Here is a 26,839-nt window from a genome sequence, read left to right as displayed (position 1 = left end):
TACAACACGGCGGGGGCCGGGGATGGCACTTTGAGGGAGTGATCGGTCACGAATAATTTTCGTGTTCGCACTCTGTCGGTGCCCATGTCCGAGAGCCTGGAGTCTAGTGCCGCCCAATGAATTCTCCCCTTGTATTCGGACTCAGGCCCGAAATGCGGCGTGGCTTCATCATGGTCCAGGACGTGGTCATGGTCCTGGTCGCGGTGGCGCTCAGCCTCGTTCTTTCGCGGTCGAATCTTTCGTTCGAGGCGCTGTCGCTCGAGGGCCTTGTCACCTGGGCGAGCATCGTTCTCATCAGCCACCTGCTGTTCAGATCCTGCGGCCTCTACACCACGGTGTGGCGCTTCGCCTCGACGCCTGACTTCTTCAACATCCTGAAGAGCTGCGCGATTCTGACGTGCGCGCTCTATGCCGTTTCGCTGGTGGTTCGTTTCTTCGAGCCCGTGGCGGGCCTCAACGAGCGCCAGTTCATCGTCTTCTTCCTCGTCTCCTTCACCATCATCTCGGCGCCCCGGCTGTTCTACCGCTTCCTGCGCGATGGCGCGAGCTGGGGGATCTTGAACCGCAAGACCGACAAGGCGCGGACCAAGCAGGCGTTGTTCGTCGGCCGGCTTGGGGAAGCCGACCTGATCATCCGCTTCACGCGCGCGGCCGAGCCCGCCGACCATTCCATCGCCGGCATCATGGCGACCGAGCGTGACGCGCCCTTGGGCACGCGCATTCAAGGTGTGCCCGTGGTGGCGACCCGGCCGCGCCTCATCGATGTGCTGGAGGATTACACGAGCGGCACCCAGAGCCTCGATCTGCTGATCTTCGGCAGCGGCGCCGAGCACGAGATCGAGGAGTATTCCGAGCTTGTTCGCGTCGCCCGGCAGGGTGACATAGCGGTCGTCCAGTTCTCGGGGCTTTCGCAACTGGGCCAGGAAGGCAAGCTCGTCCTCGATGCCGTCGAGATGGAAACGATCCTGCGCCGCCCGACGGTGCCGTCCGATATCGAGCGCATCGGCGCTTTCGTCGGCGGCAAGCGCGTCCTGGTTACCGGAGGCGCGGGCTCCATCGGCCGCACGCTGGTCAAACGGTCGCTGGAACTGGGGGCCGAGGCGGTTCTGGTCGCCGACAATTCCGAGTTCGGCATCTTCCAGTTGAGCCAGTATGTCAACGAGAAGGACCATGATCGCCTCACGGTCCGCATCGTCGACGTCGCGGACCGGCGCCAGATGACGCGCGTCGTCACCGAATTCAAGCCGGACATCATCTTCCATGCAGCGGCCCTGAAGCACGTTCCGCTGCTCGAGGAAAACTGGGAATCGGCCATCCAGACCAACGTCTTCGGGACGCTTGTCTGCGCCGAGGTCGCCGCCAAATGCGGTGTCGCGCAATTTGTCCTGGTGTCGAGCGACAAGGCCGTCGATCCGACTTCCGTGCTCGGCATGACGAAGCGAGCCGCCGAACAGATCGTCAGCGGCTTGCATGGAATGCCGGCCGGCGAAGCGGGCGGGCGCCGCGCCGCCACCAAGTTCATAGCCGTCCGGTTCGGCAACGTCTTTGGCAGCAATGGTTCGGTGGCGACCATATTCCAGGCGCAGATCGAGGCTGGCGGGCCGGTCACCATAACGGACCGGCGCATGACGCGCTATTTCATGACTGTCGCCGAAGCCGTCGATCTCGTCATCATGTCGGCGGCCGATGCCGCGTCGCGGCCGGCCGGCCAGGATTACGCCGTCTACATGCTCGACATGGGCAAACCCGTGCCCATCCTCGAAGTGGCCGAAACGATGATCCGCATGTCCGGAAAGAGCCCCTACACCGACATTCCAATCCGCTTCACCGGCATCAGGCCGGGGGAAAAGCTCCACGAAACGCTGCATGGTGAAGACGAGGAATTGGTCGAACTCAGCATTTCGAAGATTTTTGGCCTCAGCACCGATGTCGTGCAATGGTCGGATGTCCACGCCGCGCTTGCCGCGCTGCAGCAATCGATGAAGAGCCAGGACAAGGCAGCCTCGCTCGCCGTGCTTGCGGATCTCGATCGTGCGACGAAGGCAAGGACGAACGTATCCCAGGACATGATCCCGAAGACGGCCGGGCAGGCGAGTTAGTGGGTAAGGCAGATCCGCGCATCGCGGTCCTGATGGGCACGAAGGACGGCGCTGCTTTCATCGACGAGCAATTGCAGTCCTTGGCTATGCAGTCGCACCCTTTGGTCGATTTGTGGATATCCGACGACGGCTCGGTCGATGGCACGATCGCCATCATCGAGGCTTGGAAACCCCGCTGGGCCAAGGGTCGAATGACCTTGCTGGATGGGCCACGGCAAGGCTTCGCCGCCAATTTCCGATCGATGATTCTCGACCGGCGCATCGACGCGGATTGCTATGCCTTCAGCGACCAGGACGATATCTGGGAACCGGACAGGCTGGAAAGCGCCGTCCGCTGGATGCAGGGGTTCGACGCGGGAAGCCCGCTGATGTTCTGCTCGCGAACCGCGACCATGACCGAAACGGGAAGCCTGGTCGGCCGTTCGCCGCTGTTCAACCGGCCGCCGTCCTTCCGCAACGCACTCGTCCAGAGCATCGCTGGCGGCAACACCATCCTGCTCAATCGCGCGGCGCGCGATCTGCTGGCAAGGGCTTGCGCGCGGACCGGCTTCGTCAGCCACGACTGGTGGGCCTATCTGATTGTCACCGGCGCCGGCGGTGTCGTCCACTATGATCCGCGGCCCCTGGTGCGCTACCGGCAGCATGCGGCAAACCTGGTTGGCGCCAACGTATCGTGGCAGGCACGGGTCTCGCGGCTTGGCCGCCTGTTCAAGGGCGAGTTTGCCGGTTGGACCGATCTCAACCTTGCCGGCCTTGCCGTCAACCGCGACCTCCTGACCCCCGATGCGGCGACGTGCCTCGACCTGTTCGCAAGCGGTCGGCAGGGCAGCCTTTTCCAGCGCCTGCGTGCTCTGCGCAAAAGCGGCGTCTGTCGACAGACTTTGGCCGGGACACTCGGGCTCTATCTCGCGTTCGTCCTGGGTCGCATCTGAACCGGACGGCTGCGTGGCGCGCTTGGTCATGAGGCGACCTCATGCTACGTCGGCCGGATGACGGGCTACGCTTGGTCACGCCCAGGAGAGCTTTGACAGAGAGTATGATCGGCCGTTCATGAAGGCAGCCAAGAAAATCCTCGATCTCGCCGGCGCGGCTTTGCTTTCGATTGTCACTCTTCCTGTGCTGTTGCTCGCTGTCCTTGCCGTCCGGCTATCGTCGCCCGGCCCGGCGATTTTTTCGCAGACGCGTGTCGGTCGCGGTGGCGTCCTGTTTCGCTGCCACAAATTGAGGACGATGTACCAGGGAACGCCGTCCTTGCCCTCGCACGAGGCGCCCGTAAGCGCCGTGACATCGGTCGGCAAGGTCTTGCGGAAATTCAAGCTCGATGAGCTGCCGCAGTTCTGGAACGTTCTGCAGGGCGAGATGAGCCTGGTCGGGCCGCGTCCCTGTCTGCCGACCCAGACCGAATTGATCGAGTGCCGCAGGCGGCTGGGCGTTTTGGAGGCGCTTCCAGGCATTACCGGCCTTGCCCAGATCCGGGGCATCGACATGTCCAACCCGCACCTACTGGCCGAAACCGACGCTGCCTATCTCAGGGCCGCGTCGCTCTGGCTCGACCTTCGGATTCTGTTTGGAACACTCTATCGCAACGCAGGCGATTAAGTGTTTCCAAGCCGCGCTATCGCAGCCAACCGCTCCAGCGTGGCGGTTTCCGGCAGCCAGCCTTCGGATGCGAGCAAGGAAGGATCGCATATCTGCGTCGCGGTCATGCTGTCCCAAAACATGCGCTTGCCCAGCAGGACCGCTGCCGCCCGCATCGGCCCGGCCGGCACGGCCACCAGGCGCGCCGGTCTTCCGAACCCTCTGCGAAAGGCGCCGACGATGGCCGCGACCGAAACCGGCGCCACATCGCTCGCACCATAGATCGGGCGAAGCGGTTCCGGATGGCTCAGCAGGTGCCACACCGCTCCCGCCGCTGATGACAATGACAGCAGCGAGCGGTTTCCCGTCAAGGCGCCTGTCGGCAGCGGCAGGGCGGTATCGGCCAGCCGCATCAGTGTCGCCAGGTTTCCTTTCAGGCCGGGGCCGTAAACCGGAGGCAGCCGCAACGCGGCGGCGTCGGAACGGCCGTGCAACGCATAGGCGTCGCGCACCCTGGTCTCGGCTTCGCGCTTCGAACGTCCATAGGCGCATTGCGGGTCGGGGATGGTGTCCTCGTCGATCGTTGCGCTGACACGGGCGCCGATCACGGCCCGGAACGAGGAGAGGTGGATGAAGCGTCCGCTTGCCTGCTCGGCGCTGGCTTGCGCCAGCCGTGCGCTCAATTCCGCATTGGCCGCCAGGAAATCGGCCTCGCTGGCGTTGCCCTGATCGTTGTTCAGGCCCGCGCAATGAACGACGTCGGTGACATCCCTGGTCAGCGCCAGAAAAGCCGCGGCCGGCGCATCGAAACCGGGCATCGGCACGGTTTCGGAACCTGGATCAAGTTTCTCTGGGTGGCGGGAGGCGAGGCGAAGCTCGACGCCGGCCTCGCGAAGCTGGCGGACCACCTGACGGCCGATGAAGCCTGTCGCGCCTGTGACCAGGACTTTCATTGCCTTTGCCCGGAACGATTAATGATTGGCGGATGGAAGCGCCGGATCTTCCATCCCTGGCGAAAGCACTTCTTTCGCCACTGGCTGAAGCGTTTTTTCCGCCGCGGGTGGAAGCCCTTGGTTCTCCACCAAGGGCGCGAATGCCTGGTCTTGCGGCAATGGAGCCTGGCGGCCTGAGGCGAGATATGTTCCCGACACCAGGAAGACCATCAGCACCGAATCCAGAATGTCATGGCCGATCAGGATGCCGGTCATTCCGGCACAGAGATAGGTGATCACCGTGACAGCAATCATGGTGGCGCCGAACCGCTCGATCGGATCGCTGCTGTTCCGCAGCACCAGGGCGGCATTCCTGGCGGCAACCGCAAAGATCGCCGCCAGCGCCACGGCGCCAAGGATGCCTGCCTGCACCAGGGCGGTCAGGAAGCCGTTGTGGAAATGATTGAAGCCCAGCGGCAACGCGAACTGGTTCTGGAAGCCCTGGCTTATCAAGAGCTGCGTCGCACCGACCCCATGCCCGAGCAAGGGCATCTCGCGGAATGCCTTGAGGCCGATCTGCCAAAGGGCGACGCGTATTCCGACCGAAGTGTTGTAGTCGCCGTGGCTCCCAAGCGCGCTCAAGTCGGAGCGGAGGAAGTCGAGGCGCCCGGATATCGTCTGGAAGCCGAAAGCGGCGATGACGATGCCGACCGCCACCACCAGCAGCAGCAGGCGAACGACATTGCGCCCTCTCACCCTATGCTGGTTGATCAGCAGAACGGCGATGCCGGCGATCAGCAGCGCCAGCCAGATGATGCGGGTGCCGGAGTAGACGATGGCGATCGTTCCGCCAAGCGCCGCGCAGATGAGGGCGATCCTGTGCCTCTCGACCCCCGACAGGGCGCCGGCCACACAGACCATAACCGCGAGGCAGAGAACCTCTGCAAACACGATTGCATTCCCGGCCCCGCCCTCGGCGCGCATGCCAAACCAATATTGCTGGAAGACCGCCAGCAGCAGCGCAGCAAAGCAGGCCGCCATGCTGCATAGCACGATGATGCGGGCGAGCGTTGTTTTCTGCGTGATGCTCCAGGTCGAGTAGGAAATGGGGAAAAACAGGAAGGTGATGAGCGGGATCAGATGCGAGGCATCCCTGACGATCGCATTGTTGACGATGGAAGCCGCGAGATTGGCCGCGCAATAGGCATAGAACGCAACCGTCAGCGCCATCATAGCCGGGTCGATATTGAAGCGTCTTCTCCTGGAGGCGATCAACAGGACGGACCACAGGCCGCCGCCATTGAACACGAAGCTGACCACCGATCCCAGGACCGGTGGAAAAAAGAAACAAAGAATGGCGAAGTAGATATTGATCTGCGAAGGCGTGAATTGCCTTTTTATGGACGAAAGCGCGTTCAATTTGGGCTCGCTGTTTCGAGAAGCTTATGCGGCACATTTTGTCTCGTGGAACCGAATGTGCGCGCCTCGAAATTGCCCATGCTTCAAGACGCATCTTGCCGCTTCCGGTGGTGGTATAGCGGCTGAGCGCCTTTTTCGATAGTATGCCCGGTCGATTGCCACTGAAAATCGGCAACCGCGACGATCGGTGGAGGGCTCTCGGAGCGTCGACCCGCCAGCTTTCTCCAGGCAATATTTTTCCTGCGTTTCCTCAGCCGGAGATACGGCGAGGAGAAATTTCCGAATTCTTGCGGAACCATGGAAAATTCATTCTCGAACCGACAGCTGCCCGGCTCGTCTTGCATTGTTCTGGGCCGCGCCGATCTGCTAGAACGCCCGCACGAAACACTTTGTCCAGAAGCGAAGCTTGAACCGGGCGCAAAAACCCGATGATTTGACGCAAGGTCTTCTGTCGGAAAGCACGAGAGAACGCTCACAGTCCATGACAATAGCGCTTACGCATCTGCAGCGGCTTGAAGCCGAGTCCATTCACATATTCCGCGAGGTTGCGGCCGCCTTCACCAAGCCGGTCATGCTCTATTCGGTCGGCAAGGATTCATCCGTGCTGATGCACCTGGCGATGAAGGCGTTTTATCCGGCCAAGCCACCATTCCCGTTTCTCCATGTCGACACCACCTGGAAGTTCCGCGAGATGATCGCCTTTCGCGATCAGATGGCGCAGAAGCTCGGCTTCGATCTCCTGGTCCATGTCAACGAAGACGGCGTGCGCGACAACATCAATCCGTTCGATCATGGGTCCAACACCCATACCCATGTGATGAAGACGGTGGCGCTGCGCCAGGCGCTCGACAAATATGGTTTCGATGCCGCTTTTGGCGGCGCCCGTCGCGACGAGGAGAAGTCACGCGCCAAGGAGCGCATCTTCTCCTTCCGCAATGCCCAGCATGTATGGGATCCGAAGAACCAGCGGCCCGAAATGTGGAAGATATTCAACACCCGCATCGCTTCGGGGGAATCGATCCGCGTCTTTCCGTTGTCGAACTGGACCGAGCTCGACATCTGGCAGTACATCCTGCAGGAGAATATCCCCATCGTGCCGCTCTATTTCGCCAAGCAGCGGCCGGTCGTGGAACGCGACGGCATGCTGATCCTCAAGGACGACGAGCGCATGAAACTGCGCCCCGGCGAGGTCGTGGAGGACCGGCTGGTGCGCTTCCGCACGCTGGGCTGCTATCCGCTGACCGGCGCCATCGAGTCGGATGCCGACACGCTCGAGGCCATCGTCGGCGAGATGCTGACGGCGCGCACCTCCGAACGGCAAGGTCGCCTGATCGACCGTGATGAAGCCGGGTCGATGGAAAAGAAGAAGCGCGAGGGGTATTTCTGACCATGCGCCACATCATGGCAAAGAGCCTCGCCCCGACCGACGGCGTCCGCGACTATCTGGCCGCGCAGGAGAAGAAGTCGCTGCTGCGCTTCCTGACCTGCGGTTCGGTCGATGACGGCAAGTCGACGCTGATCGGACGCCTGCTGTCCGACACCAAGCAGATCTTCGAGGACCAGCTCGCCGCGCTCGAACGCGATTCGCGCAAGCATGGCACGACCGGTGACGACATCGATTTCGCGCTGCTGGTCGATGGGCTGGAGGCCGAGCGCGAGCAAGGCATCACCATCGATGTCGCCTACCGCTTCTTTGCCACGCCGAAGCGCAAGTTCATCGTCGCCGACACGCCCGGCCACGAACAATATACCCGCAACATGGCGACCGGCGCCTCGACCGCAGACCTGGCGATCGTGCTGATCGACGCCCGGCAGGGTGTGCTGCGCCAGACCAGGCGCCATTCGATCATCGCCTCGCTGCTCGGCATCCGCCATATCGTGCTGGCCGTCAACAAGATCGATCTCGTCGATTTCGACCACGCGGTCTTCGACCGGATCGTCGAAGACTACCGGCAATTCTCGCGCGCTCTCGGCTTTCAGACCATCGAGCCGATCCCGATGTCGGCTCGCTATGGCGACAACGTCAGCCGCCGCTCCGAGAACATGCAATGGTATTCCGGTCCGACGCTGATCGAGCATCTTGAGACCGTCTCGGTCGAAGAGGCGGCCGTCGAATTGCCGTTCCGTTTTCCGGTGCAGTACGTCAATCGCCCCAATCTCGACTTTCGCGGTTTTGCCGGCACGATCGCGTCCGGCGCCATTGCGCAGGGCGACGAAGTCGTCGTCGCCAAATCCGGCAAGTCCTCGCATGTCAAACGCATCGTCGCTTACGGCGGCGATCTCCAACAGGCGGTGGCCGGCCAGGCCGTCACGCTCGTCCTCGACGACGAGGTCGAGGTCTCCAGGGGCAACATGCTGGTTTCACCGGCCACCCGGCCGCAGGTCGCCGATCAGTTCGCCGCCAACATCGTCTGGTTCGACGAGCATGCCCTGCTGCCGGGCCGCTCCTATATCCTGCGCACCGAAACCGATCAGACCAGCGCCACCGTTACCGATCTCAAATACCGCATCAACGTCAACGACTTCGCCCACGAGGCTGCCAAGTCGCTTGAAATGAATGAAGTCGGTATCTGCAACATCTCGACACGGGCGCCGATCGCCTTCGACCCATTTGCCGAGAACCGCACCACCGGCGCCTTCATCCTGATCGACCGGATCAGCAATGCGACGGTTGGCGCAGGCATGATCGTGCACTCGCTGCGCCGGGCCGAAAACATCCATTGGCAGTCGCTCGATGTCGGCAAGCGCGTGCGCGCCGACATGAAGAACCAGCGGCCCGCCGTGTTCTGGTTCACCGGGCTTTCGGGCTCCGGCAAGTCGACCATCGCCAACCTGTTCGAGAAGAAGTTGTTCGCCACCGGCCGCCACACCTACATCCTGGATGGCGACAATGTCCGTCACGGTCTCAACCGCGATCTCGGTTTCACCGACGCCGACCGCGTCGAGAACATCCGGCGCGTCGCCGAGGTGGCCAAGCTCATGGCTGACGCCGGTTTGATCGTCATCGTGTCCTTCATTTCGCCGTTCAGCGCCGAGCGGCGCATGGCCAGGGAGTTGATGGCCGATGGCGAATTCATCGAAGTGTTTGTCGATACACCTTTCGAGGAATGCGCCCGGCGCGATCCGAAGGGTCTCTACGCCCGTGCGCTGAATGGCGAGATCAAGAATTTCACCGGTGTCGATTCGCCTTATGAAGCGCCGGAGAAACCGGAAATCCATCTTCAGACGCTCGGCAAATCGGCTGAAGCGATGGTAGATACACTGGAACACTGGCTGAACGAGCGTGACATTGCCGAAGACCAATATGACAGCGGCGGCGGCATCTGACGACAGGCTGATGCTCGAGACCTTCGAACGGCTGGCCCTGGCGGCCGGGCGCGAGGTCATGCGCGTGTTCCACGCCGGCTGTGCGGTCGACCAGAAATCCGACGCCTCGCCGGTGACCGAGGCGGACCGCGAGAGCGAGAAGATCATTCTCACCGGGCTGCGCAGCGCATTTCCCGACATTCCCTGTGTGGCCGAGGAGGAAGCAGCGGCTGGCGTCATGCCGGCCGAACTTGGCGATGCCTTCTTCCTCATCGATCCGCTCGATGGCACCAAGGAATTCGTCAACCGCCGCACCGATTTTACCGTCAACATCGCGCTTGTCCGCCATGGCGTGCCGGAGGTCGGCGTCGTCTTTGCGCCTTGCACCGGCCGCTTCTTTTCCGGCTTGCCGGGCAGGGCGGAAGCTCTCGAGGTCGACGGTGACTACCAGATCGTCGCGCGCCGGCCGATCTCGGTGAGGACGGCGGCGGTACCGCTGGCCGTGGTGGCCAGCCGCTCCCACAACACGCCGGAGACCGAGGCCTACATTCGCGACCTCGGCGCCGCCGAGATCGTCTCGGTCGGATCGTCCCTGAAATTCTGCCTTCTCGCCAGCGCCGAGGCGGATGTCTATCCGCGTTTCGGCCGCACCATGGAATGGGACACCGCGGCCGGCGATGCGGTGCTGCGGGCCGCCGGCGGCACGACGCGCACGCTGGACGGAAAGCTCTTGGCCTATGGCAAGCGCAATCAAGCCGATGACGCGGATTTCGCCAATCCGCATTTCATCGCCAGCGGCAGGGCAGGGGCGAGCCCCGCCTGAGAACTGCCGATTAGCCGAGACTTGCAGCTTACTCGGCTGCGGCCTGCGCCGAGTTGGAGCCGATATAGTTGCGGATCGTCTCAATGATCCGGTCCTGGTCGGCTTCGCTGAGATAGGGGTGCATCGGCAGGCACAGGATTCGCTTTGGCAGGTCCTCCGAGACGGCAAGACCGGTTGGCGTGCGCGGGTAGTCGCGATAGGCGATCTGGTCGTGCAGCGGCTTGACGTAGTAGATGACCGACGGAATCCCCTTTTCGCTCAGATGCGCCCTCAGGCCGTCGCGCTTGGGCGTCTCGATCGCGTATTGCGCCCAGGCCGAACGGCTGCCGTCCAGGTTGCGGGCGGCGGTGACGATATCGCCAAGCCCTTCGGCGTAGCGCTTTGCCACCGCCTGGCGGGCAACCATCTCGTCTTCCAGGATGGCGAGCTTTTCGATCAGGATCGCCGCCTGCAGTGTGTCGAGCCGCGAATTGATGCCGACGCGGATGTTGTCATATTGCGTCTCGCCCTTGCCGTGGAAGGCGAAGGAACGCAGCTTGTCGGCCAGCGCGTCGTCGTTGGTGAACATCGCGCCGCCGTCGCCGTAGCAGCCAAGCGGCTTGGCCGGATAGAAGCTGGTCGAGCCGACATGGCCGAAGGCACCGCACATCTTGTCGCCAAGCGATCCGCCCATCGACTGCGCCGCATCCTCGATCACCAACAGCCCTTCGCGGTTGGCGATGGCCATGATGGCATCGTAATCGGCGGCAAGGCCGAACAGGTCGACAGGGATGATCGCCTTCGGCTGCAGCCTGCCTTCCTTCTTGATCATGGCGATGGCCGCCTCGAGACTGGCGATATCGATATTGTAGGTTGCCGGATCGACATCGACGAAGACGGGCTCCGCCTTGGCCAGCGCCACCACCTCGGCGGTGGCGGCGAAAGTGAAGCTCGGCACGAACACCGCGTCACCCGGGCCGATGCCGGCGGCAAACAGCGGCAGCAGCAGCGCGTCGGTGCCGTTGGCGCAGGCCACGACATGCTTGGTGCCGACATAGGCGGCAAGCTTGTTTTCGAATTCGGTGACCTGCGGCCCCAGTATATAGCGGCCCTCGTCGACGACACGGTCGATGGCGACCCTCAGCCGGTCGCGGATTCGTTCGCGCTGCGCGCCAAGATCGATGAACTGCATGTCGGCCTCAAAAACGGTTTAACCAGGCGATTTAGCCAGATAACGGCCCGCTGGTACCAGAGTTGCGCCTGCCGAGAAAGCCGGGCAGGCGGAGCGACAAATTGCGGAGTTGTCGCAGTCCGTTACCTGTATTCCCGGTCTATGTCAGCCAGATGCCGGAAATCCGGGCTTTGTCGGGCGCTATGGCGCCTTTATAGCCCCATGGATCGGTCCTGCGAAACATAAAGTGATCGACCGGTTCAATCCGAGGGGTGCTCAGGCGATCTCATGCCGCCAGGGCGGGTTGGCGCCTGCCCGCGACACCGTCACCGCCGCCGCCTTGGCGCCGAGCGCCAGCGCCTTGCGGATGGCGTCCTGCGACAGTCCAGCGATTGCCGCCTTCGTCAGCAGGCCTTGTTCGTGCAGGGAGGCGAGGAGGCCGGCGTTGAACGTGTCGCCCGCACCGACCGTGTCGACCACCTCGACCTTCTCCGGCACCACGGTGACGGCATGATCCTTGGTGTAGCCGACGGCGCCTTCGCTGCCATGGGTCACGACGATCAGCTTCGGGCCGCGGTCGAGCCAGTTGCGCACGACATCCTCGTGCGAACCCGCTTCGCCAAACCAGTTCAAGTCCTCATCCGAGAGTTTCACGATGTCGGCCACCGCCATCATGGCGCGGATGCGCCGGAGATGCTTTGCCTTGTCCGGAATGAAGTTCGGCCGGATGTTGGGATCGAGCATCATGACGCGGCCCTCATGCTCGCGTTTCATGAACGCCTCATAGGCGCTGCCGGCCGGCTCCGAAATCAGGCTGATGGCGCCGAACAGCATGGCCTCGATCTCGCTGCCCAGCGTCGGCAGGTCGTCGATGGTCAGCATGCGCCCCGCGGTGTTCTCGTCGTAGAATGTGTAGGTCGCCTGGCCGTTGTCCAGCCGCACGAAGGCAAGCGTGGTCGGACGAGGGGAGGTGTGCGCATAGGTGGAACTGACCTTGCTCGCCCCCAGCGCGTCGCGGAACTGGCCGCCGAAAAGATCCGACGACAGGCCCGAAAAGAAGCCTGCCGGCGCGCCAAGGCGGCCAAGCGCGATCGCCGAATTGAACACCGCGCCGCCGACATAGGGCGCAAAGGCCGGTTCACCCTGCGTCGTGGTGCGCGGCAGCATGTCGATCAGGGCTTCGCCGCAGCAGAGGATCATGGCTTCCTGGTCTCCGGCGGATAGATCACGCCCTTGCGGATGATGATGTTGGCGTAAAGCCGCGGCTCGCTTGTCGCGACGATGGCATGCGCCGATTTGACCCGTGCATAGAAGTCGGCGCCGGCCAGCGCAACCACCTTGCGGCCCGGCGCGCGTTTGGCACAGATCGCCTCCATCTCGTGATGGACGGGGTCGGCAAGCGACGGATCGCCCTTCACGGAGGCGCGAAACAGCGCCTCAGCTACTGCGTCGTCGACCGGCAGGATACTGAGGATGGCGTCGAGCACCGGGATGAGGGGATGACCATCGGCCCGGATGAGGCGTCTCGCATGCTCTTCGGCCGGATAATTTCCGTCGACAAGGGCGATCTCGTCGCCGTGGCCCATGGCGCGCAATGTCGACAAAAGGTCGGGACCGAGCAGCGCCGGGATACCGATCAGCATTCAGGCGCTCCTAGAAATCGTCGTCGAGCCGATCAGGAAGCGTTCGGAAAGCGGCAGGCTGGCGCCGCCGAGTGCGCGGGCATGGATGCCGACGGTTCCCTCGCGAACGGCGGGAAGTTTCAGGCCTTCGCCATCGATTGCCGCAATGGCGGCCACGACGGCATCGACCAGCCGGCGGCGCACCGCCTTCGGCATCCAGCCATCGATCACCGCCGCCTCGAAATCGATGACGGAGGATGCAGCCACGATGGCATAGGCAAGCGCCCGCGCGGCGCTGGCGATCCAGTCGTCGAGCTCTGCGCCGATCTCGCCCCAGTCCTCGGGCGAGGTCCACAGATGCGAGGCCTCGACGCCACGATCATTGAGCGCCTTTTCCAGCATGGCGATCGAGGCCACGTCGATCAGCTGGGTCGGCTTTCCGTCCGGGCCAGGCACAGGCATGGAGCCGAGCGCGCCGGCGTTGCCGGTCGGACCGCCGAACAGCCGGCCGTTGAGGACGATGCCGCCGCCGGCGAAGGCGCCGATGTAGAAATAGACGAAATCACGCGCTCCCCCCGCCTGGCCGAAAACGAGTTCGGCGCCGCAGGCCGAGGTGGCGTCGTTCTGCAGATAGACCGGAAAATCGCACTGCGCCTGGATGTCGGCCTTGATGTCGCGGTGGCGCCATTCGTCCATGACGTCGCGGGGCGCGCCGGCGGTGTCGGCCCAGTTCCACAGTTCGAACGGCATGGCGATGCCGAGCCCGGCAATGCGCTTGTCTTGCTCGGGCTTCAATTCGCCGCGCATCTTCTTCATGCCTGATGTGACGAACTCGACCGTCTCGCGCGGTGCCGGATAGCGATAGGAGTGCTGCAGCATTGAGCGCACATGCCCAAGAAAATCGATCAGCACGAGTTCCGCGCTGCGCCGGCCAATCTTGAGGCCGATGAAGAAGGCACCTTCGGGATTGAGCGCCATCGGGATGGAGGGCTGGCCGATCTTGCCACGCAACGGTGCCTGGCGGACGAGCAGGCCTTCTTCCTCGAGTTCGCGCATGATGACCGAAACCGTCTGCGCCGAAAGTCCGGTCATGCGGGCGATGTCGGACTTCGCCAGGCTGCCATGCTGCCGCACCAACGAGAGCACCAGCCGCTCGTTGTGATCGCGCATGCCGCTCTGGTTGGTGCCGCGGTGAATAAGGCTGTCATTCGCATCGGGCGAACCATGCCTCGCAGTGGCGGTCTCCACCCTGTTCCTCCCGTCGTTTCCCCGCGATGCTTTTGGGCTAGAATGAGCGAGCGGCGCAACCCTGTCAATAATAAATAAGAGTGATTTAATTATTGACAGGGGCCTCGGTCTGGTGTCTGTTTGGGACAGCGTCCACGCTGGGAGAAATTCGTTGGATGCGCTGTTGGTGCCGGTTGGCCGGCACCCGGATGGTTCCACTGGGAGGAAGATCGTGAACAATACAAAACTGTTGAAATCAACCGTGTTTGCCGCAACGGCCCTCGGTCTGATGGCGTTTGCCTCGTCTGCGTCCGCAGCTGGCGTCGGCGCTTGCCTGATCACCAAGACCGACACCAACCCCTTCTTTGTCAAAATGAAGGAAGGCGCGACCGCAAAGGCCAAGGAACTTGGTGTCGACCTCAAGACCTACGCCGGCAAGATCGACGGCGACAGCGAGAGCCAGGTGGCGGCGATCGAAAGCTGCATTGCCGACGGCGCCAAGGGCATCCTGATCACCGCATCCGACACCAAGGGCATCGTACCAACGGTGAAGAAGGCGCGTGACGCCGGCGTGCTTGTGATCGCGCTCGACACGCCGCTCGATCCGATCGACGCGGCGGATGCCACCTTTGCCACCGACAATCTCGAGGCCGGCAAGCTGATCGGCGCCTGGGCCGCCGCGACGCTCGGCGACAAGGCCAAGGACGCCAAGATCGGCTTCCTCGACCTGACGCCGTCGCAGCCGACCGTGGACGTGCTGCGCGACCAGGGCTTCATGATGGGCTATGGCATCGACGTGAAGGACCCCAACAAGATCGGCGACGAAACCGATCCGCGCATTGTCGGCCATGACGTCACCAACGGCAATGAGGAAGGCGGCCGCAAGGCGATGGAGAACCTGCTTCAGAAGGACTCCGGCATCACCGTCATCCACACCATCAACGAGCCGGCCGCTGTCGGTGCTTACCAGGCGCTCAAAGCCGTCGGCCTTGAAAAGCAGGTGCTGATCGTCTCGGTCGACGGTGGCTGTCCCGGCGTGAAGTCGGTTACAGAAGGCGTGATCGGCGCGACATCTCAGCAGTATCCGCTGCAGATGGCGGCGCTCGGCATCGAGGCGATCGCAGCCTTCGCCAAGGACGGAACCAAGCCGAAGCCGACCGAGGGCAAGAATTTCTTCGACACCGGCGTCAACCTGGTGACCGACAAGCCGGCCACTGGCGTCAAGTCCATTGACACCAAGGAAGGCCTCGCCAAGTGCTGGGGCTGATGCCGGTCTGACCGGCAATTACCGAACCTGAGCGGTCGGGGCTTGATCCCCGGCCGCTTCGGGTGGACGATGGGTCGCGTGACCGCGAACAATCCCGGCAGCAGACCGGAAAGGCGTGGACGGGCGTCAGCGTTTGGCTGATCCCTCACGGGGAGGAAACATGGCTCAAGCTCAGGAATTCGAGAAGGTTCTCTCGGGCAGTGACACAAGCGTCGCCGCCTTTGACGAGCACAAATCGGCCGTCAAGCGCATCCAGCATTTCCTGCATTCGACGCCGGCCGCTGTGCCGCTGATCGTGCTGGTCCTATCGATCATTATCTTCGGCATCACCATCGGCGGGCGCTTCTTCTCGTCCTACACGCTGACATTGATCCTGCAGCAGATTGCCATCGTCGGCATCCTGGGCGCCGCGCAGACGCTGGTCATCCTGACTGCCGGCATCGACCTGTCGATCGGCGTGATCATGGTGATTTCAGCCGTGATCATGGGCAATTGTGCGGTCAGCTACGGTATGCCGGCCATTCTCGCCGTGACGATCGGGCTTGCCGCGGGTGCGGCCTGCGGGCTGCTCAACGGACTGCTGGTCGCCTACATGAAACTGCCGCCCTTCATCGTGACGCTTGGCACCTGGAACATCGTCATGGCCACGAACTTCATCTATTCGGCCAATGAGACGATCCGCGACACCGACGTCGACACCCAGGCACCGCTGCTGCATCTGTTCGCAATGAGCTTCAAGATCGGCACTGCGGTGCTGACGCTCGGCGTCATTGCCACAGTCGTGCTCGTGATGATCCTCTGGTACGTGCTCAATCACACGGCATGGGGCCGCCATGTCTACGCCGTCGGCGATGACCAGGAGGCGGCGAAACTCTCGGGCATCCAGACCAAGAAGGTGCTGATGACGGTTTATACCCTTGCCGGATTGATCGCCGCTTTCGCTGCCTGGGTCTCCATCGGCCGTAACGGCTCGATCTCGCCTTCGTCAGCGGTCACCGACTACAATCTACAGGCCATCACCGCCACGGTGATCGGCGGTATTTCCCTGTTCGGTGGGCGCGGCTCGATCCTGGGCACACTGTTCGGCGCGATGATCGTCGGCGTCGTCTCCATGGGCCTCAACATGCTCGGCGCCGATCCGCAATGGAAAGTGCTGCTTACCGGTGTGCTGATCATCGGCGCCGTGGCGATCGACCAATGGATCAGAAAGGTTTCGGCATAGTCATGACCCAGGAACCCATCCTTACCGCGCGCGGTCTGATCAAACGCTACGGTCGCGTCACCGCGCTCGACAATGCCGATTTCGACCTCTACCCCGGCGAAATTCTCGCCGTCATCGGCGACAATGGCGCCGGCAAGTCGTCGCTGATCAAGGCGATTTCCGGCGCGGCCGTGCCGGACGAAGGCGAGATCCGGCTCGAAGGCAAACCCGTCGCCTTCAAGTCGCCGATGGAGGCTCGCGAAGCAGGCATCGAAACCGTCTACCAGAATCTGGCGCTGTCGCCGGCACTGTCGATCGCAGACAACATGTTCCTCGGCCGTGAGATCCGCAAACCCGGCTTCCTGGGAGAATGGCTGCGCATGCTGGACCGTCCGGCGATGGAAAAGCGTGCCCGCGACAAGCTCACCGAGCTGGGTCTGATGACCATCCAGAACATCAGCCAGGCGGTGGAAACGCTGTCGGGCGGCCAGCGCCAGGGCGTGGCGGTGGCGCGCGCCGCCGCCTTCGGCTCGAAGATGGTCATCATGGACGAACCGACGGCAGCTCTTGGCGTCAAGGAAAGCCGCCGCGTGCTCGAACTGATCCTCGACGTCAAGAAGCGCGGCCTGCCGATCGTGCTGATCTCGCACAACATGCCGCATGTCTTCGAGGTGGCGGACCGCATCCACATCCATCGCCTCGGCCGTCGCCTCGCCGTCATCGATCCCAAGCAATATACGATGTCCGATGCCGTCGCCTTCATGACCGGCGCGAAGGCACCCCCGGAGGCCGCGCTGGCGGCCTGACTGTCAAATTGCCGCAGGGTAAGCCGGCGGCGGCGCATCTAAATCGATTGAATGTATGCTGCAATGCGGTAACATGGGCTGGGATGAATGGTGAAAGCCGGTATGATCGTGGCAACCGCACGAGAGGCAGCATGACGCGCGCGATGACATCCGAACCCCTTCCGCCACTGCTCGAAAATCCTGATCCGAAGACGCTCGCAAGGGAAGTCTTGATGGCCCTCAAATACAGGGTCGGCAAGGACACCACCGTCGCGACCCAGTACGACTGGCTCACCGCCTCGATCAAGGTCGTGCGCGACCGCATCGTCGATCACTGGATGCAGGCAACCAGAGAGGCCTACGACCAGCAGGAAAAGCGCGTCTATTATCTGTCGCTGGAGTTCCTCATCGGCCGCCTGATGCGCGACGCCTTTTCCAATCTCGGCCTGATGGACAACATGCGCGAAGCGCTGTCGTCGCTCGGCGTCGACCTCGATCTGATCGCGGCGCTCGAACCCGATGCCGCGCTCGGCAATGGCGGCCTTGGCCGGCTCGCCGCCTGCTTCATGGAAAGCATGGCGACAGTCGACATTCCGGCGCATGGCTACGGCATCCGCTATGCCAACGGCATGTTCCGCCAGGAGATCCACGATGGCTGGCAGGTCGAACTGCCCGAGACCTGGCTCGATCACGGCAACCCCTGGGAGTTCGAGCGCCGCGAACGTGCCTTCGAGGTCGGCTTCGGCGGCGCGGTGGAATCGATCACCTCGAAGGACGGACGGCTGGAGCGCCATGTCTGGAAACCGACCGAGCATGTCCTGGCGGTCGCCTACGACACGCCGGTCGTCGGCTGGCGGGCAAACCGTGTCAACACGCTGCGGCTCTGGTCGGGCATGCCGATCGACCCGATCCTGCTCAACAAGTTCAATGCCGGCGACCACATCGGCGCGCTGGCCGAAAGCAACAAGGCGGACGCGCTGTCTCGCGTGCTCTATCCGGCCGATTCCCACATGGCCGGCCAGGAACTCAGGCTGCGGCAGGAATATTTTTTCTCCACCGCCTCGCTGCAGGACATCGTCCAGCGCCATCTCAGCCAGTATGGCGACCTGAAGTCGCTGCCCGACAAGGCGGCGATCCACCTGAACGACACCCATCCGGCGATCGCCGTTCCCGAACTGATGCGGCTGTTGATGGATGTCCACGGCATGGACTTCGACCTCGCCTGGGACATCACCAAGCGCACCTTCGGCTACACCAACCACACGCTTCTTCCCGAGGCGCTGGAAAGCTGGTCGGTGCCGCTGTTCGAGCGGCTGTTGCCGCGCCATATGCAGATCGTCTACGCCGTCAACGCGCAGGTTCTGCTCGAAGCACGCGCGACCGACCAGTTCTCGAACGAGCAGATCAGCCGTATCTCGCTGATCCAGGAAAATGGCGACCGCCGCGTGCGCATGGGCAACCTTGCCTTTGTCGGCTCGCACTCGATCAACGGCGTCTCGGCGCTGCATACCGAGTTGATGAAGGAAACGGTGTTCGCCGACCTGCACAGGCTCTATCCCGATCGCATCAACAACAAGACCAACGGCATCACGCCACGGCGCTGGCTGATCCAGTGCAATCCCGGGCTGACATCGCTCGCCCGCGAGGCGATCGGCGACCGTTTTCTCGATGACATCGACGCCATCAAGGGGCTCGATGCCTTCGCCGACGATGCCGTCTTTCGCGACAAGTTCGCCGCCGTCAAGCGGCAGAACAAGGTGCGGCTGGCCAATCTCGTCGCCGACCGGCTCGGCATCAAGGTCGACCCGTCGGCGCTGTTCGACATCCAGATCAAGCGCATTCACGAATACAAGCGCCAGCTCCTGAACATCCTCGAGGCGGTGGCGCTTTACGACCAGATCCGCTCGCATCCGGAGCGGGACTGGATGCCGCGCGTGAAATTCTTCGGCGGCAAGGCGGCGCCCAGCTATCACAACGCCAAGCTGATCATCAAACTCGCCAACGACGTCGCCAGGGTCATCAACCGCGATCCAGCCGTTCGCGGCCTGCTGAAAGTGGTGTTCGTGCCGAACTACAATGTCAGTTTGGCCGAAATCATGATGCCCGCCGCCGACCTGTCCGAGCAGATCTCGACCGCCGGCATGGAAGCGTCCGGCACCGGCAACATGAAGTTCGCGCTGAACGGCGCATTGACCATCGGCACGCTCGATGGCGCCAATGTCGAGATCAAGGAGTGCGTCGGCGACGACAACATCTTCATCTTCGGCCTCACCACCGCCGAAGTCGCCGAGCGGCGCAACAATGGCTACAATCCACGCGGTGTCATCGAAGCGTCGCCGGAGCTGGCACAGGCCGTGGCTGCTGTCTCATCGGGCGTCTTCTCGCCCGATGATCCCGACCGCTACCGCGACCTCGTCAACGGCCTCTATGACAGCGACTGGTTCATGGTCGCCGCCGATTTCGACGCCTACGCCGCCGCCCAGCGTGAGGTCGACGCCGTCTGGCGCAACAGCCCGGACTGGTATGCCAAGGCGATCCGCAATGTCGCGCGCGTCGGCTGGTTCTCGTCCGATCGCACGATCCGTCAATACGCGAAAGAAATCTGGAACGTGCCTGCCTGATGTGATTGCATGAGGCCACGAGCAATGTGGTCCCGGTGATGCGGGTTGAAAGTCACTTCGCATCACCAGAAACAAAACACCTGGTGCCCTGGGAGGGACACTGCCTGATGAGGAAGCCGCGCGCGACCGCTGCGACAAGCGGGCCGGACGGACTGGCGCCAGCCAGCGATGTTGCGGCGATTGTTGCCGGCACGCACGGAGATCCGTTCGCTGTCCTCGGTGTCCATGAGGTCGGCAAGGGCCTGTTTGCCCGTTGCTTCGTTCCGAATGCTGAATTCGTCACCGCCTACACGCTGACCGGCATCAAGGCCGGTGAGCTGACCAGGCGGGATGATGCCGGTTTCTTTGAAGGCAAGCTGTCGATCAAGAAGCGGCAGCCGCTGCGCTACCACGCTCGCAATGCCGGCGGCGACTGGTGGCTGACCGACCCCTATTCGTTCGGCCCGGTGCTCGGCCCGATGGACGACTACTATATCGCTCAAGGCTCGCATCTCAGGCTGTTCGACAAGCTCGGCGCCCATGTCATCGAGCACGAGGGCGCCACCGGCGTGCATTTCGCCGTATGGGCTCCAAATGCCCGGCGCGTCTCGGTGGTCGGCGATTTCAACGATTGGGACGGCCGCCGCCACTCGATGCGCGATCGCCGCGATACCGGCATCTGGGAGGTGTTCATTCCCGATATCGGCGCCGGCCGGCCCTACAAATACGAGATCATCGGCCCCGACGGCGTCAGGCTGCCGCTGAAGGCCGATCCTTTCGCCTTCAAATCCGAACTGCGCCCGGCCACCGCTTCGGTCGTCGCCGTGCCGCCCGCCCATCATTGGGGCGACGAGGCACATCGCACGTTCTGGCGCAACGCCGATCCCCGGCGCGAGGCCATCTCCATCTACGAGGTCCACGCCGGCTCCTGGCAGCTTCGCGACGACGGCACGTTCCTGTCATGGGACGAACTGGCCGATCGGCTGATCCCCTATGCCGTCGAGACCGGCTTCACCCACATCGAGTTCCTGCCGATCTCCGAACATCCCTATGATCCGTCCTGGGGCTACCAGACGACTGGCCTCTACGCGCCATCGGCCCGCTTTGGCGATCCTGACGGCTTTGCCCGCTTTGTCGACGGCGCCCACCGTGCCGGCATCGGTGTCATCCTCGACTGGGTGCCGGCGCATTTCCCGGTCGACGAGCACGGGCTGGTCCATTTCGACGGCACCGCACTCTATGAGCATGCCGATCCGCGCAAGGGCTTTCACCCCGACTGGAACACCGCGATCTACAATTTCGGACGCCGCGAGGTGGTGTCGTTCCTGGTCAACAACGCGCTGTTCTGGGCCGAAAAATACCATGTCGACGGGCTGCGCGTCGATGCGGTCGCCTCGATGCTCTACCTCGACTATTCACGCAAGCAGGGCGAGTGGATCCCCAACGAGAAAGGCGGCCGCGAGAACCTGGAAGCGGTCTCCTTCCTGCAGAAGATGAACAAGGAGGTCTACGGCCACCATCCAGGCGTCATGACCATCGCCGAGGAATCGACCTCATGGCCGAAGGTCTCGGCGCCCGTGCATGAAGGCGGACTTGGCTTCGGCTTCAAGTGGAACATGGGCTTCATGCACGACACGCTGGAGTATTTCGCCAAGGAGCCGATCTTCCGCAAGCACCACCACAACGACCTCACCTTCGGCCTGACCTACGCCTTCTCGGAGAATTTCGTGCTGCCGCTCTCGCATGACGAGGTTGTACACGGCAAAGGCACGCTGCTGGGCAAGATGGCCGGCGACGACTGGCAGAAATTCGCGACGTTGCGCGCCTATTACGGCTTCATGTGGGGTTATCCCGGCAAGAAGCTCTTGTTCATGGGACAGGAATTCGCGCAGCGCCGCGAATGGAGCGAGGCGCGCGCGCTGGACTGGAACCTGCTCGATTTCCGCCCGCATCGCGGCGTCTGGCAGACGGTGCGCGATCTCAACTATCTCTACCGTTCGCGCCCGGCGCTGCACGGCCGTGACTGCGAGCCAGAAGGCTTCTCCTGGCTGATCGTCGATGACAGCCAGAATTCGGTTTTTGCCTGGGTGCGCAACGCGCCGGGCGGCAGCCCGGTGGCCGTCATCTCCAACTTCACGCCGGTGCCGCGCGACAATTATCGCGTGCCGTTGCCGAAGGCCGGCAAGTGGCGCGAGATCATCAACACCGACGCGTCCGAATATGGCGGCTCCGGCATGGGCAATGGCGGCCTTGTCGAGGCGAGGGCGGAGGGCAAAAGCATCTCGGCAACGATGCTCTTGCCGCCGCTGTCGACGATCATGCTTGAACTCGTAGCCGACTGAGCCCGTCAAGGCCCGATAACATGGCGAGACTGAGTAACTTGGGAGGGTAGAAATGGCAGACTTGAAACGGACCCAGCCGCTGGCGCGCGATGCCATGGCCTACGTATTGGCCGGCGGCCGCGGCAGCCGCCTCAAGGAATTGACCGACCGGCGCGCCAAGCCGGCCGTCTATTTCGGCGGCAAGACGCGCATCATCGATTTCGCGCTCTCCAACGCGCTCAATTCCGGCATCCGTCGCCTGGGCGTCGCCACCCAGTACAAGGCGCATTCGCTGATCCGCCATTTGCAGCGCGGCTGGAACTTCCTGCGGCCCGAACGAAACGAAAGCTTCGATATCCTGCCGGCCAGCCAGCGCGTGTCGGAAACGCAGTGGTATGAAGGCACGGCCGACGCCGTCTACCAGAACATCGACATCATCGAGGCCTACGGCCCCGAATACATGGTCATCCTCGCCGGCGACCACATCTACAAGATGGACTATGAGCTGATGCTGCGCCAGCATGTCGATGCCGGCGCCGATGTCACCGTCGGCTGTCTTGAAGTGCCGCGCATGGAAGCGACCGGCTTCGGCGTCATGCATGTCGATGCCAAGGACAACATCATCGCCTTCGTTGAAAAGCCCGCCGACCCGCCCGGCATTCCCGACAAGCCCGAATTTGCCCTGGCCTCCATGGGCATCTACGTGTTCAAGACCAAGTTCCTGATGGAACAGCTGCGCCGCGACGCCGCCGAGCCCGGCTCGAGCCGCGACTTCGGCAAGGACATCATCCCCTATATCGTCCAGCACGGTAAGGCGATCGCCCACCGCTTCGCCAAGTCCTGCGTGCGCTCGACGATGGAAAACGAGGCCTACTGGCGCGATGTCGGCACGGTGGATGCCTATTGGGAAGCCAATATCGATCTGACCGACGTGACGCCGGAGCTCGACCTCTATGATCGCGACTGGCCGATCTGGACCTATGCCGAGTTGAAGCCGCCGGCAAAGTTCGTCCATGACGAGGACGGCCGCCGTGGCTCGGCCGTGTCCTCGCTGGTCTCGGGCGACTGCATCGTCTCCGGCGCCTCGCTGAAAAGAAGCCTGATCTTCACCGGCGCGCGCATCAATTCCTATTCGACGCTGGAGGAAGTCGTCATGCTGCCCGACGTTCATGTCGGCCGGAACGCAAAGTTGAAGCGCGTGGTCATCGACCATGGTGTTAGGATACCGGAAGGGCTGGTGGTGGGCGAAGACCCAGTTCTCGACGCCAAGCGTTTTCGGGTCTCGGAAAAAGGCATCTGCCTGGTCACGCAGGACATGATCGACAAGCTGAAGCTGTAGGAGCTGTTCCAGGAAAAGTGTGGAACGGTTTTCCGTCCGGAATTGCTTTGAAACAAAGAATAGACAGCATCGGACCATAAACGCATGCAGGTTCTGTCGGTCACGCCAGAGATCTTCCCGCTGATCAAGACCGGCGGACTTGCCGATGTGACTGGTGCGCTTCCCATCGCGCTGGCGGCCAAGGGCGTGAGCATGCGCACGCTCATGCCGGGCTTTCCGAGCGTGATGGCCGCCTTCAAGAAAAAAAAGGCTGTCCTGCAATACCCCTTGCTGCAAGGCGGCAAGGCCTCCGTCCATTCCGTCCACCTTGCCGGCCTCGAACTGTTCGTGCTCGACGCGCCACATTTGTTCGATCGCCCCGGCGGCCCCTATGGCGATGCCAGCGGTGGCGACTGGCCGGACAATTGGCGGCGCTTCGCGGCATTGAGCCAGGTCGGCGGCGACATCGCCGGCGGCGCCATCTCCGGTTACCAGCCCGACATCGTCCACGCCCATGACTGGCAGTCGGCGATGACGCTGGCCTATATGCGCTACGGCAAGGCGGTCGGCGTGCCCTCGATGATGACCGTCCACAACCTCGCCTTCCAGGGCCAGTTCGGCGCCGGCATCTTCGGCGAGCTTGGCTTGCCGGCGGCGGCTATGGCGCTCGATGGCGTCGAATATTATGGCGGCGTCGGCTTTCTCAAGGCCGGCCTGCAGGCCGCTTGGGCGATCACCACGGTCAGCCCGACCTATGCGCAGGAAATCCGCTCGCCGGAATTCGGCATGGGCCTCGACGGGCTCATCAACATGCGCTCCAGCGATCTCTATGGCATCGTCAACGGCATCGACATCGGCATCTGGGATCCGGAAACCGACAAGCATCTGGTGTCGAACTACACCGCCGAAACACTCGATGCGCGCACGCCTAATCGGGCAGCGGTTGAGGCGCGTTTCAGTCTGGAGCCCGACGGCAGCCCGATTGTCTGCGTCGTCAGCCGCCTGACCTGGCAAAAGGGCATGGATATCCTGGCAACGGCGGTCGACGGCATCGTTGCGACCGGGGCGCGCCTGGCCATACTGGGCTCGGGCGATGCCGGCCTTGAAGGTGCGCTGCTCGCCGCCGCCGCACGCCACCGTGGCCGTATCGGTGTCGTCGTCGGCTATGACGAGGCGCTGTCTCACATCATGCAGGGTGGCTGCGACGCCATCGTCATTCCCTCGCGCTTCGAACCCTGCGGGCTGACGCAGCTTTATGGCCTGCGCTATGGCTGCGTGCCGGTGGTCGCCCGCACCGGCGGCCTGGCGGACACGGTCATCGATGCCAACGAGGCCGCCGTGTCGGCCGGCGTCGCCACCGGCTTCCAGTTCGCTCCCAACAATGGCGGCGCCTTGCTGCACGCCATGCGTCGTCTCGTCGATGCACATGCCGATCCGGCGATCTGGAAATCGCTGCAGCGCCAGGGCATGAAGGCCGATGTGTCATGGGACAAGAGCGCGGAAAAATACATTGAACTCTATCGCTCGCTGCTTTCGAAAAGGGTTGCCTGAAGCATGATCCGTACCGTCCCCACCAAACCCTATCTAGACCAGAAGCCAGGCACGTCGGGCCTGCGCAAGAAGGTGCCCGTGTTCCAGCAGGAGCACTATGCCGAGAATTTCATCCAGTCGATCTTCGATGCGCTCGACGGGTTCAAGGGCAAGACCCTGGTGATTGGCGGCGACGGCCGCTTTTACAACCGCGAGGTCATCCAGAAGGCCATCGCCATGGCAGCCGCCAACGGCTTCGGCAAGGTGATGGTCGGGCAGGGCGGCATCCTGTCGACGCCCGCCGCCTCGCACGTCATCCGCAAATACAAGACCTTCGGCGGCATCATCTTGTCGGCCAGCCACAATCCCGGCGGTCCGCACGAGGATTTCGGCATCAAGTACAATGCCGGCAATGGCGGCCCGGCGCCTGAAAAGCTGACCGATGCGATCTTCGCCAAGACCAAGGCGATTTCGAGCTTCAAGACCGCTGATATCGATCCGATCGACATTGACACGATAGGCACGGTCAAGGCCGCCGGCATGACGGTCGAGATCATCGATCCGGTCGCCGACTATGCCGAGCTCATGGAAAGCCTGTTCGACTTCGATGCGTTGCGCAAGCTGTTCAAGTCTGGCTTCCGCATGCGCTTCGACGCCATGCACGCGGTGACCGGCCCTTACGCCAAGGAGATCCTCGAAAACCGGCTCGGCGCTCCGAACGGCACCTGCCGCAATTTCAAGCCGCTGCCCGATTTCGGCGGCCATCATCCGGACCCCAATCTGGTCCATGCCAAGCACCTCTATGACGAGATGATGGGCGCCGACGCACCCGATTTCGGTGCTGCTTCCGACGGTGACGGCGATCGCAATTTGATCATCGGCAAGGGCATTTTCGTCACCCCTTCGGATTCGGTGGCGATGCTCGCCGCCAATGCCCGCCTGGCGCCGGGCTACAAGGACGGGCTGAAGGGCATCGCCCGCTCGATGCCGACCAGCGGTGCTGCAGACCGCGTCGCCGAAAAACTCGGCATCGGCATCTACGAGACGCCGACCGGCTGGAAGTTCTTCGGCAATCTGCTGGATGCCGGCATGGCGACGATCTGCGGCGAGGAGAGCGCCGGCACTGGCTCCAACCATGTGCGTGAAAAAGACGGCCTGTGGGCGGTGCTGTTGTGGCTCAACATCCTCGCCGCGCGCGGCGAAAGCTGCAAGCAGGTGGTCACCGAACACTGGGCGGCCTATGGGCGCAACTACTATTCGCGCCACGACTATGAGGAAGTCGAGAGCGATCGCGCCAACGCGTTGGTCGACGAATTGCGCGCCAAGCTCGGTTCGCTGCCCGGCACCAGCGTGCGTGGCCTGAAGATCGCCAATGCCGATGACTTCGCCTATCACGATCCCGTCGACGGCTCGACCAGCGAGCACCAGGGCATCAGGGTGCTGTTCGAAGGCGGCTCGCGCGTCGTCTTCAGGCTCTCCGGCACCGGCACCTCGGGCGCGACCTTGCGCGTCTACATCGAGCGCTATGAGCCGGACAAGGCGAGGCACGATCTCGACACGCAGGAAGCGCTCGCCGACCTGATCGCGGCGGCCGACGACATTGCCGGGATCAAGAGCCACACCGGCCGCAACAAGCCGAGCGTGATTACTTGAGGGCGGTG

Annotated in this window: 20 protein-coding genes; 14 read left to right on the top strand and 6 right to left on the bottom strand. The window is 62.9% G+C overall.

All coding sequences use genetic code 11. The features are described from left to right. The first annotated feature begins 152 nt into the window (after window positions 1–152). From AC0NIH_RS26785 to AC0NIH_RS26775, 3 genes are all read left to right on the top strand, one after another. Window positions 153–2,099: a UDP-N-acetylglucosamine 4,6-dehydratase gene (locus AC0NIH_RS26785; RefSeq protein ID WP_473468374.1), complete on the top strand. Its 1,947-nt coding sequence runs from the start codon at window positions 153–155 to the stop codon at window positions 2,097–2,099. After that, on the top strand, window positions 2,099–3,031 hold the full coding sequence (locus AC0NIH_RS26780; protein ID WP_473468375.1) for a glycosyltransferase family 2 protein: 933 nt from the start codon (window positions 2,099–2,101) through the stop codon (window positions 3,029–3,031). Before AC0NIH_RS26785 ends, AC0NIH_RS26780 begins: the two co-directional genes overlap by 1 nt. Before the next feature lie 118 nt (window positions 3,032–3,149). Beyond that, window positions 3,150–3,698 (top strand): sugar transferase, encoded by a 549-nt coding sequence (locus AC0NIH_RS26775; protein WP_473468376.1) that lies wholly within the window; start codon window positions 3,150–3,152, stop codon window positions 3,696–3,698. Here AC0NIH_RS26775 and AC0NIH_RS26770 read toward each other — a convergent pair. Both AC0NIH_RS26770 and AC0NIH_RS26765 read right to left on the bottom strand, forming a co-directional pair. Then, window positions 3,695–4,630, bottom strand: a complete 936-nt coding sequence (locus AC0NIH_RS26770; protein WP_473468378.1) for an NAD-dependent epimerase/dehydratase family protein — start codon at window positions 4,628–4,630, stop codon at window positions 3,695–3,697. The genes AC0NIH_RS26775 and AC0NIH_RS26770 overlap by 4 nt on opposite strands. A gap of 18 nt (window positions 4,631–4,648) precedes the next feature. Continuing rightward, complete coding sequence (locus AC0NIH_RS26765) at window positions 4,649–6,028, bottom strand: O-antigen ligase family protein (RefSeq protein WP_473468380.1); 1,380 nt, start codon at window positions 6,026–6,028, stop codon at window positions 4,649–4,651. Window positions 6,029–6,509: 481 nt separating this feature from the next. Here AC0NIH_RS26765 and cysD point away from each other — a divergent pair, with 481 nt between their 5' ends. From cysD to cysQ, 3 genes are read left to right on the top strand one after another with little or no spacing between them, the layout of a single operon-like run. Continuing rightward, window positions 6,510–7,415: a sulfate adenylyltransferase subunit CysD gene (gene cysD / locus AC0NIH_RS26760; protein WP_249490925.1), complete on the top strand. Its 906-nt coding sequence runs from the start codon at window positions 6,510–6,512 to the stop codon at window positions 7,413–7,415. Window positions 7,416–7,417: 2 nt separating this feature from the next. Further along, window positions 7,418–9,355 carry a sulfate adenylyltransferase subunit CysN gene (gene cysN, locus AC0NIH_RS26755; protein WP_473468383.1) on the top strand — a complete coding sequence of 646 codons (1,938 nt, stop codon included), beginning with the start codon at window positions 7,418–7,420 and terminating at the stop codon, window positions 9,353–9,355. 10 nt (window positions 9,356–9,365) lie between these two features. After that, window positions 9,366–10,157 (top strand): 3'(2'),5'-bisphosphate nucleotidase CysQ, encoded by a 792-nt coding sequence (gene cysQ / locus AC0NIH_RS26750; protein ID WP_473468418.1) that lies wholly within the window; start codon window positions 9,366–9,368, stop codon window positions 10,155–10,157. A 28-nt stretch (window positions 10,158–10,185) separates the two neighbouring features. On the opposite strand, the gene AC0NIH_RS26745 is transcribed toward cysQ, so the two are convergent. The 4 genes from AC0NIH_RS26745 to AC0NIH_RS26730 all read right to left on the bottom strand — a co-directional run bounded on the left by AC0NIH_RS26745 (window position 10,186) and on the right by AC0NIH_RS26730 (window position 14,177). Then, window positions 10,186–11,328, bottom strand: a complete 1,143-nt coding sequence (locus tag AC0NIH_RS26745) for a DegT/DnrJ/EryC1/StrS family aminotransferase (RefSeq protein ID WP_023777258.1) — start codon at window positions 11,326–11,328, stop codon at window positions 10,186–10,188. 255 nt (window positions 11,329–11,583) lie between these two features. Further along, window positions 11,584–12,507 (bottom strand): carbohydrate kinase family protein, encoded by a 924-nt coding sequence (locus AC0NIH_RS26740; protein ID WP_473468385.1) that lies wholly within the window; start codon window positions 12,505–12,507, stop codon window positions 11,584–11,586. Continuing rightward, window positions 12,504–12,950 (bottom strand): RbsD/FucU family protein, encoded by a 447-nt coding sequence (locus AC0NIH_RS26735; protein ID WP_473468387.1) that lies wholly within the window; start codon window positions 12,948–12,950, stop codon window positions 12,504–12,506. The genes AC0NIH_RS26740 and AC0NIH_RS26735 overlap by 4 nt, the downstream gene beginning before the upstream one ends. Continuing rightward, complete coding sequence (locus AC0NIH_RS26730) at window positions 12,951–14,177, bottom strand: ROK family transcriptional regulator (protein ID WP_473468389.1); 1,227 nt, start codon at window positions 14,175–14,177, stop codon at window positions 12,951–12,953. It lies immediately after the preceding gene. A 268-nt stretch (window positions 14,178–14,445) separates the two neighbouring features. On the opposite strand from AC0NIH_RS26730, the gene AC0NIH_RS26725 reads away from it, so the two are divergent. The 8 genes from AC0NIH_RS26725 (at window position 14,446) to AC0NIH_RS26690 (ending at window position 26,831) form a co-directional block, all read left to right on the top strand. Next, the gene (locus tag AC0NIH_RS26725; RefSeq protein WP_411969262.1) at window positions 14,446–15,423 is read left to right on the top strand and encodes a sugar ABC transporter substrate-binding protein; all 978 of its coding nucleotides are present in this window, start codon (window positions 14,446–14,448) and stop codon (window positions 15,421–15,423) included. Window positions 15,424–15,583: 160 nt separating this feature from the next. Beyond that, on the top strand, window positions 15,584–16,645 hold the full coding sequence (locus AC0NIH_RS26720; RefSeq protein ID WP_023777263.1) for an ABC transporter permease: 1,062 nt from the start codon (window positions 15,584–15,586) through the stop codon (window positions 16,643–16,645). Window positions 16,646–16,647: 2 nt separating this feature from the next. Further along, entirely contained in the window at window positions 16,648–17,430 is a 783-nt protein-coding gene (locus AC0NIH_RS26715; protein WP_473468391.1) for an ATP-binding cassette domain-containing protein, read from the top strand. A 131-nt stretch (window positions 17,431–17,561) separates the two neighbouring features. After that, window positions 17,562–20,030 carry a glycogen/starch/alpha-glucan phosphorylase gene (locus AC0NIH_RS26710; RefSeq protein ID WP_473468393.1) on the top strand — a complete coding sequence of 823 codons (2,469 nt, stop codon included), beginning with the start codon at window positions 17,562–17,564 and terminating at the stop codon, window positions 20,028–20,030. Between the two features lie 107 nt (window positions 20,031–20,137). After that, a complete protein-coding gene (glgB, locus tag AC0NIH_RS26705; RefSeq protein ID WP_473468395.1) occupies window positions 20,138–22,351 on the top strand; it encodes a 1,4-alpha-glucan branching protein GlgB in 2,214 nt (737 codons plus the stop codon). Between the two features lie 52 nt (window positions 22,352–22,403). Continuing rightward, the gene (gene glgC, locus AC0NIH_RS26700; RefSeq protein WP_473468397.1) at window positions 22,404–23,669 is read left to right on the top strand and encodes a glucose-1-phosphate adenylyltransferase; all 1,266 of its coding nucleotides are present in this window, start codon (window positions 22,404–22,406) and stop codon (window positions 23,667–23,669) included. A gap of 84 nt (window positions 23,670–23,753) precedes the next feature. Then, entirely contained in the window at window positions 23,754–25,199 is a 1,446-nt protein-coding gene (gene glgA / locus AC0NIH_RS26695) for a glycogen synthase GlgA (RefSeq protein WP_473468399.1), read from the top strand. Window positions 25,200–25,202: 3 nt separating this feature from the next. After that, window positions 25,203–26,831 (top strand): alpha-D-glucose phosphate-specific phosphoglucomutase, encoded by a 1,629-nt coding sequence (locus tag AC0NIH_RS26690; RefSeq protein WP_473468400.1) that lies wholly within the window; start codon window positions 25,203–25,205, stop codon window positions 26,829–26,831. The last annotated feature ends 8 nt before the right edge of the window (window positions 26,832–26,839 follow it).

This window comes from Mesorhizobium sp. WSM1386, assembly GCF_055901595.1.
Note: the sequence above shows the minus strand (reverse complement) of the source record. Positions and strands in the feature narration are given on the sequence as shown.

Excerpts from the sequence above, each read along its gene's own strand:
- AC0NIH_RS26710 (WP_473468393.1), top strand. The coding sequence starts at position 17,562 with ATGACGCGCGCGATGACATCCGAACCCCTTCCGCCACTGCTCGAAAAT.
- AC0NIH_RS26725 (WP_411969262.1), top strand. The coding sequence starts at position 14,446 with ATGGCGTTTGCCTCGTCTGCGTCCGCAGCTGGCGTCGGCGCTTGCCTG.
- AC0NIH_RS26775 (WP_473468376.1), top strand. The coding sequence starts at position 3,150 with ATGAAGGCAGCCAAGAAAATCCTCGATCTCGCCGGCGCGGCTTTGCTT.
- cysQ (WP_473468418.1), top strand. The coding sequence starts at position 9,366 with ATGCTCGAGACCTTCGAACGGCTGGCCCTGGCGGCCGGGCGCGAGGTC.
- AC0NIH_RS26715 (WP_473468391.1), top strand. The coding sequence starts at position 16,648 with ATGACCCAGGAACCCATCCTTACCGCGCGCGGTCTGATCAAACGCTAC.
- AC0NIH_RS26735 (WP_473468387.1), bottom strand. The coding sequence starts at position 12,950 with ATGCTGATCGGTATCCCGGCGCTGCTCGGTCCCGACCTTTTGTCGACA.
- AC0NIH_RS26745 (WP_023777258.1), bottom strand. The coding sequence starts at position 11,328 with ATGCAGTTCATCGATCTTGGCGCGCAGCGCGAACGAATCCGCGACCGG.
- AC0NIH_RS26720 (WP_023777263.1), top strand. The coding sequence starts at position 15,584 with ATGGCTCAAGCTCAGGAATTCGAGAAGGTTCTCTCGGGCAGTGACACA.
- glgC (WP_473468397.1), top strand. The coding sequence starts at position 22,404 with ATGGCAGACTTGAAACGGACCCAGCCGCTGGCGCGCGATGCCATGGCC.
- cysD (WP_249490925.1), top strand. The coding sequence starts at position 6,510 with ATGACAATAGCGCTTACGCATCTGCAGCGGCTTGAAGCCGAGTCCATT.
- AC0NIH_RS26690 (WP_473468400.1), top strand. The coding sequence starts at position 25,203 with ATGATCCGTACCGTCCCCACCAAACCCTATCTAGACCAGAAGCCAGGC.
- AC0NIH_RS26770 (WP_473468378.1), bottom strand. The coding sequence starts at position 4,630 with ATGAAAGTCCTGGTCACAGGCGCGACAGGCTTCATCGGCCGTCAGGTG.
- AC0NIH_RS26740 (WP_473468385.1), bottom strand. The coding sequence starts at position 12,507 with ATGATCCTCTGCTGCGGCGAAGCCCTGATCGACATGCTGCCGCGCACC.
- glgB (WP_473468395.1), top strand. The coding sequence starts at position 20,138 with ATGAGGAAGCCGCGCGCGACCGCTGCGACAAGCGGGCCGGACGGACTG.
- glgA (WP_473468399.1), top strand. The coding sequence starts at position 23,754 with ATGCAGGTTCTGTCGGTCACGCCAGAGATCTTCCCGCTGATCAAGACC.
- AC0NIH_RS26785 (WP_473468374.1), top strand. The coding sequence starts at position 153 with ATGCGGCGTGGCTTCATCATGGTCCAGGACGTGGTCATGGTCCTGGTC.
- cysN (WP_473468383.1), top strand. The coding sequence starts at position 7,418 with ATGCGCCACATCATGGCAAAGAGCCTCGCCCCGACCGACGGCGTCCGC.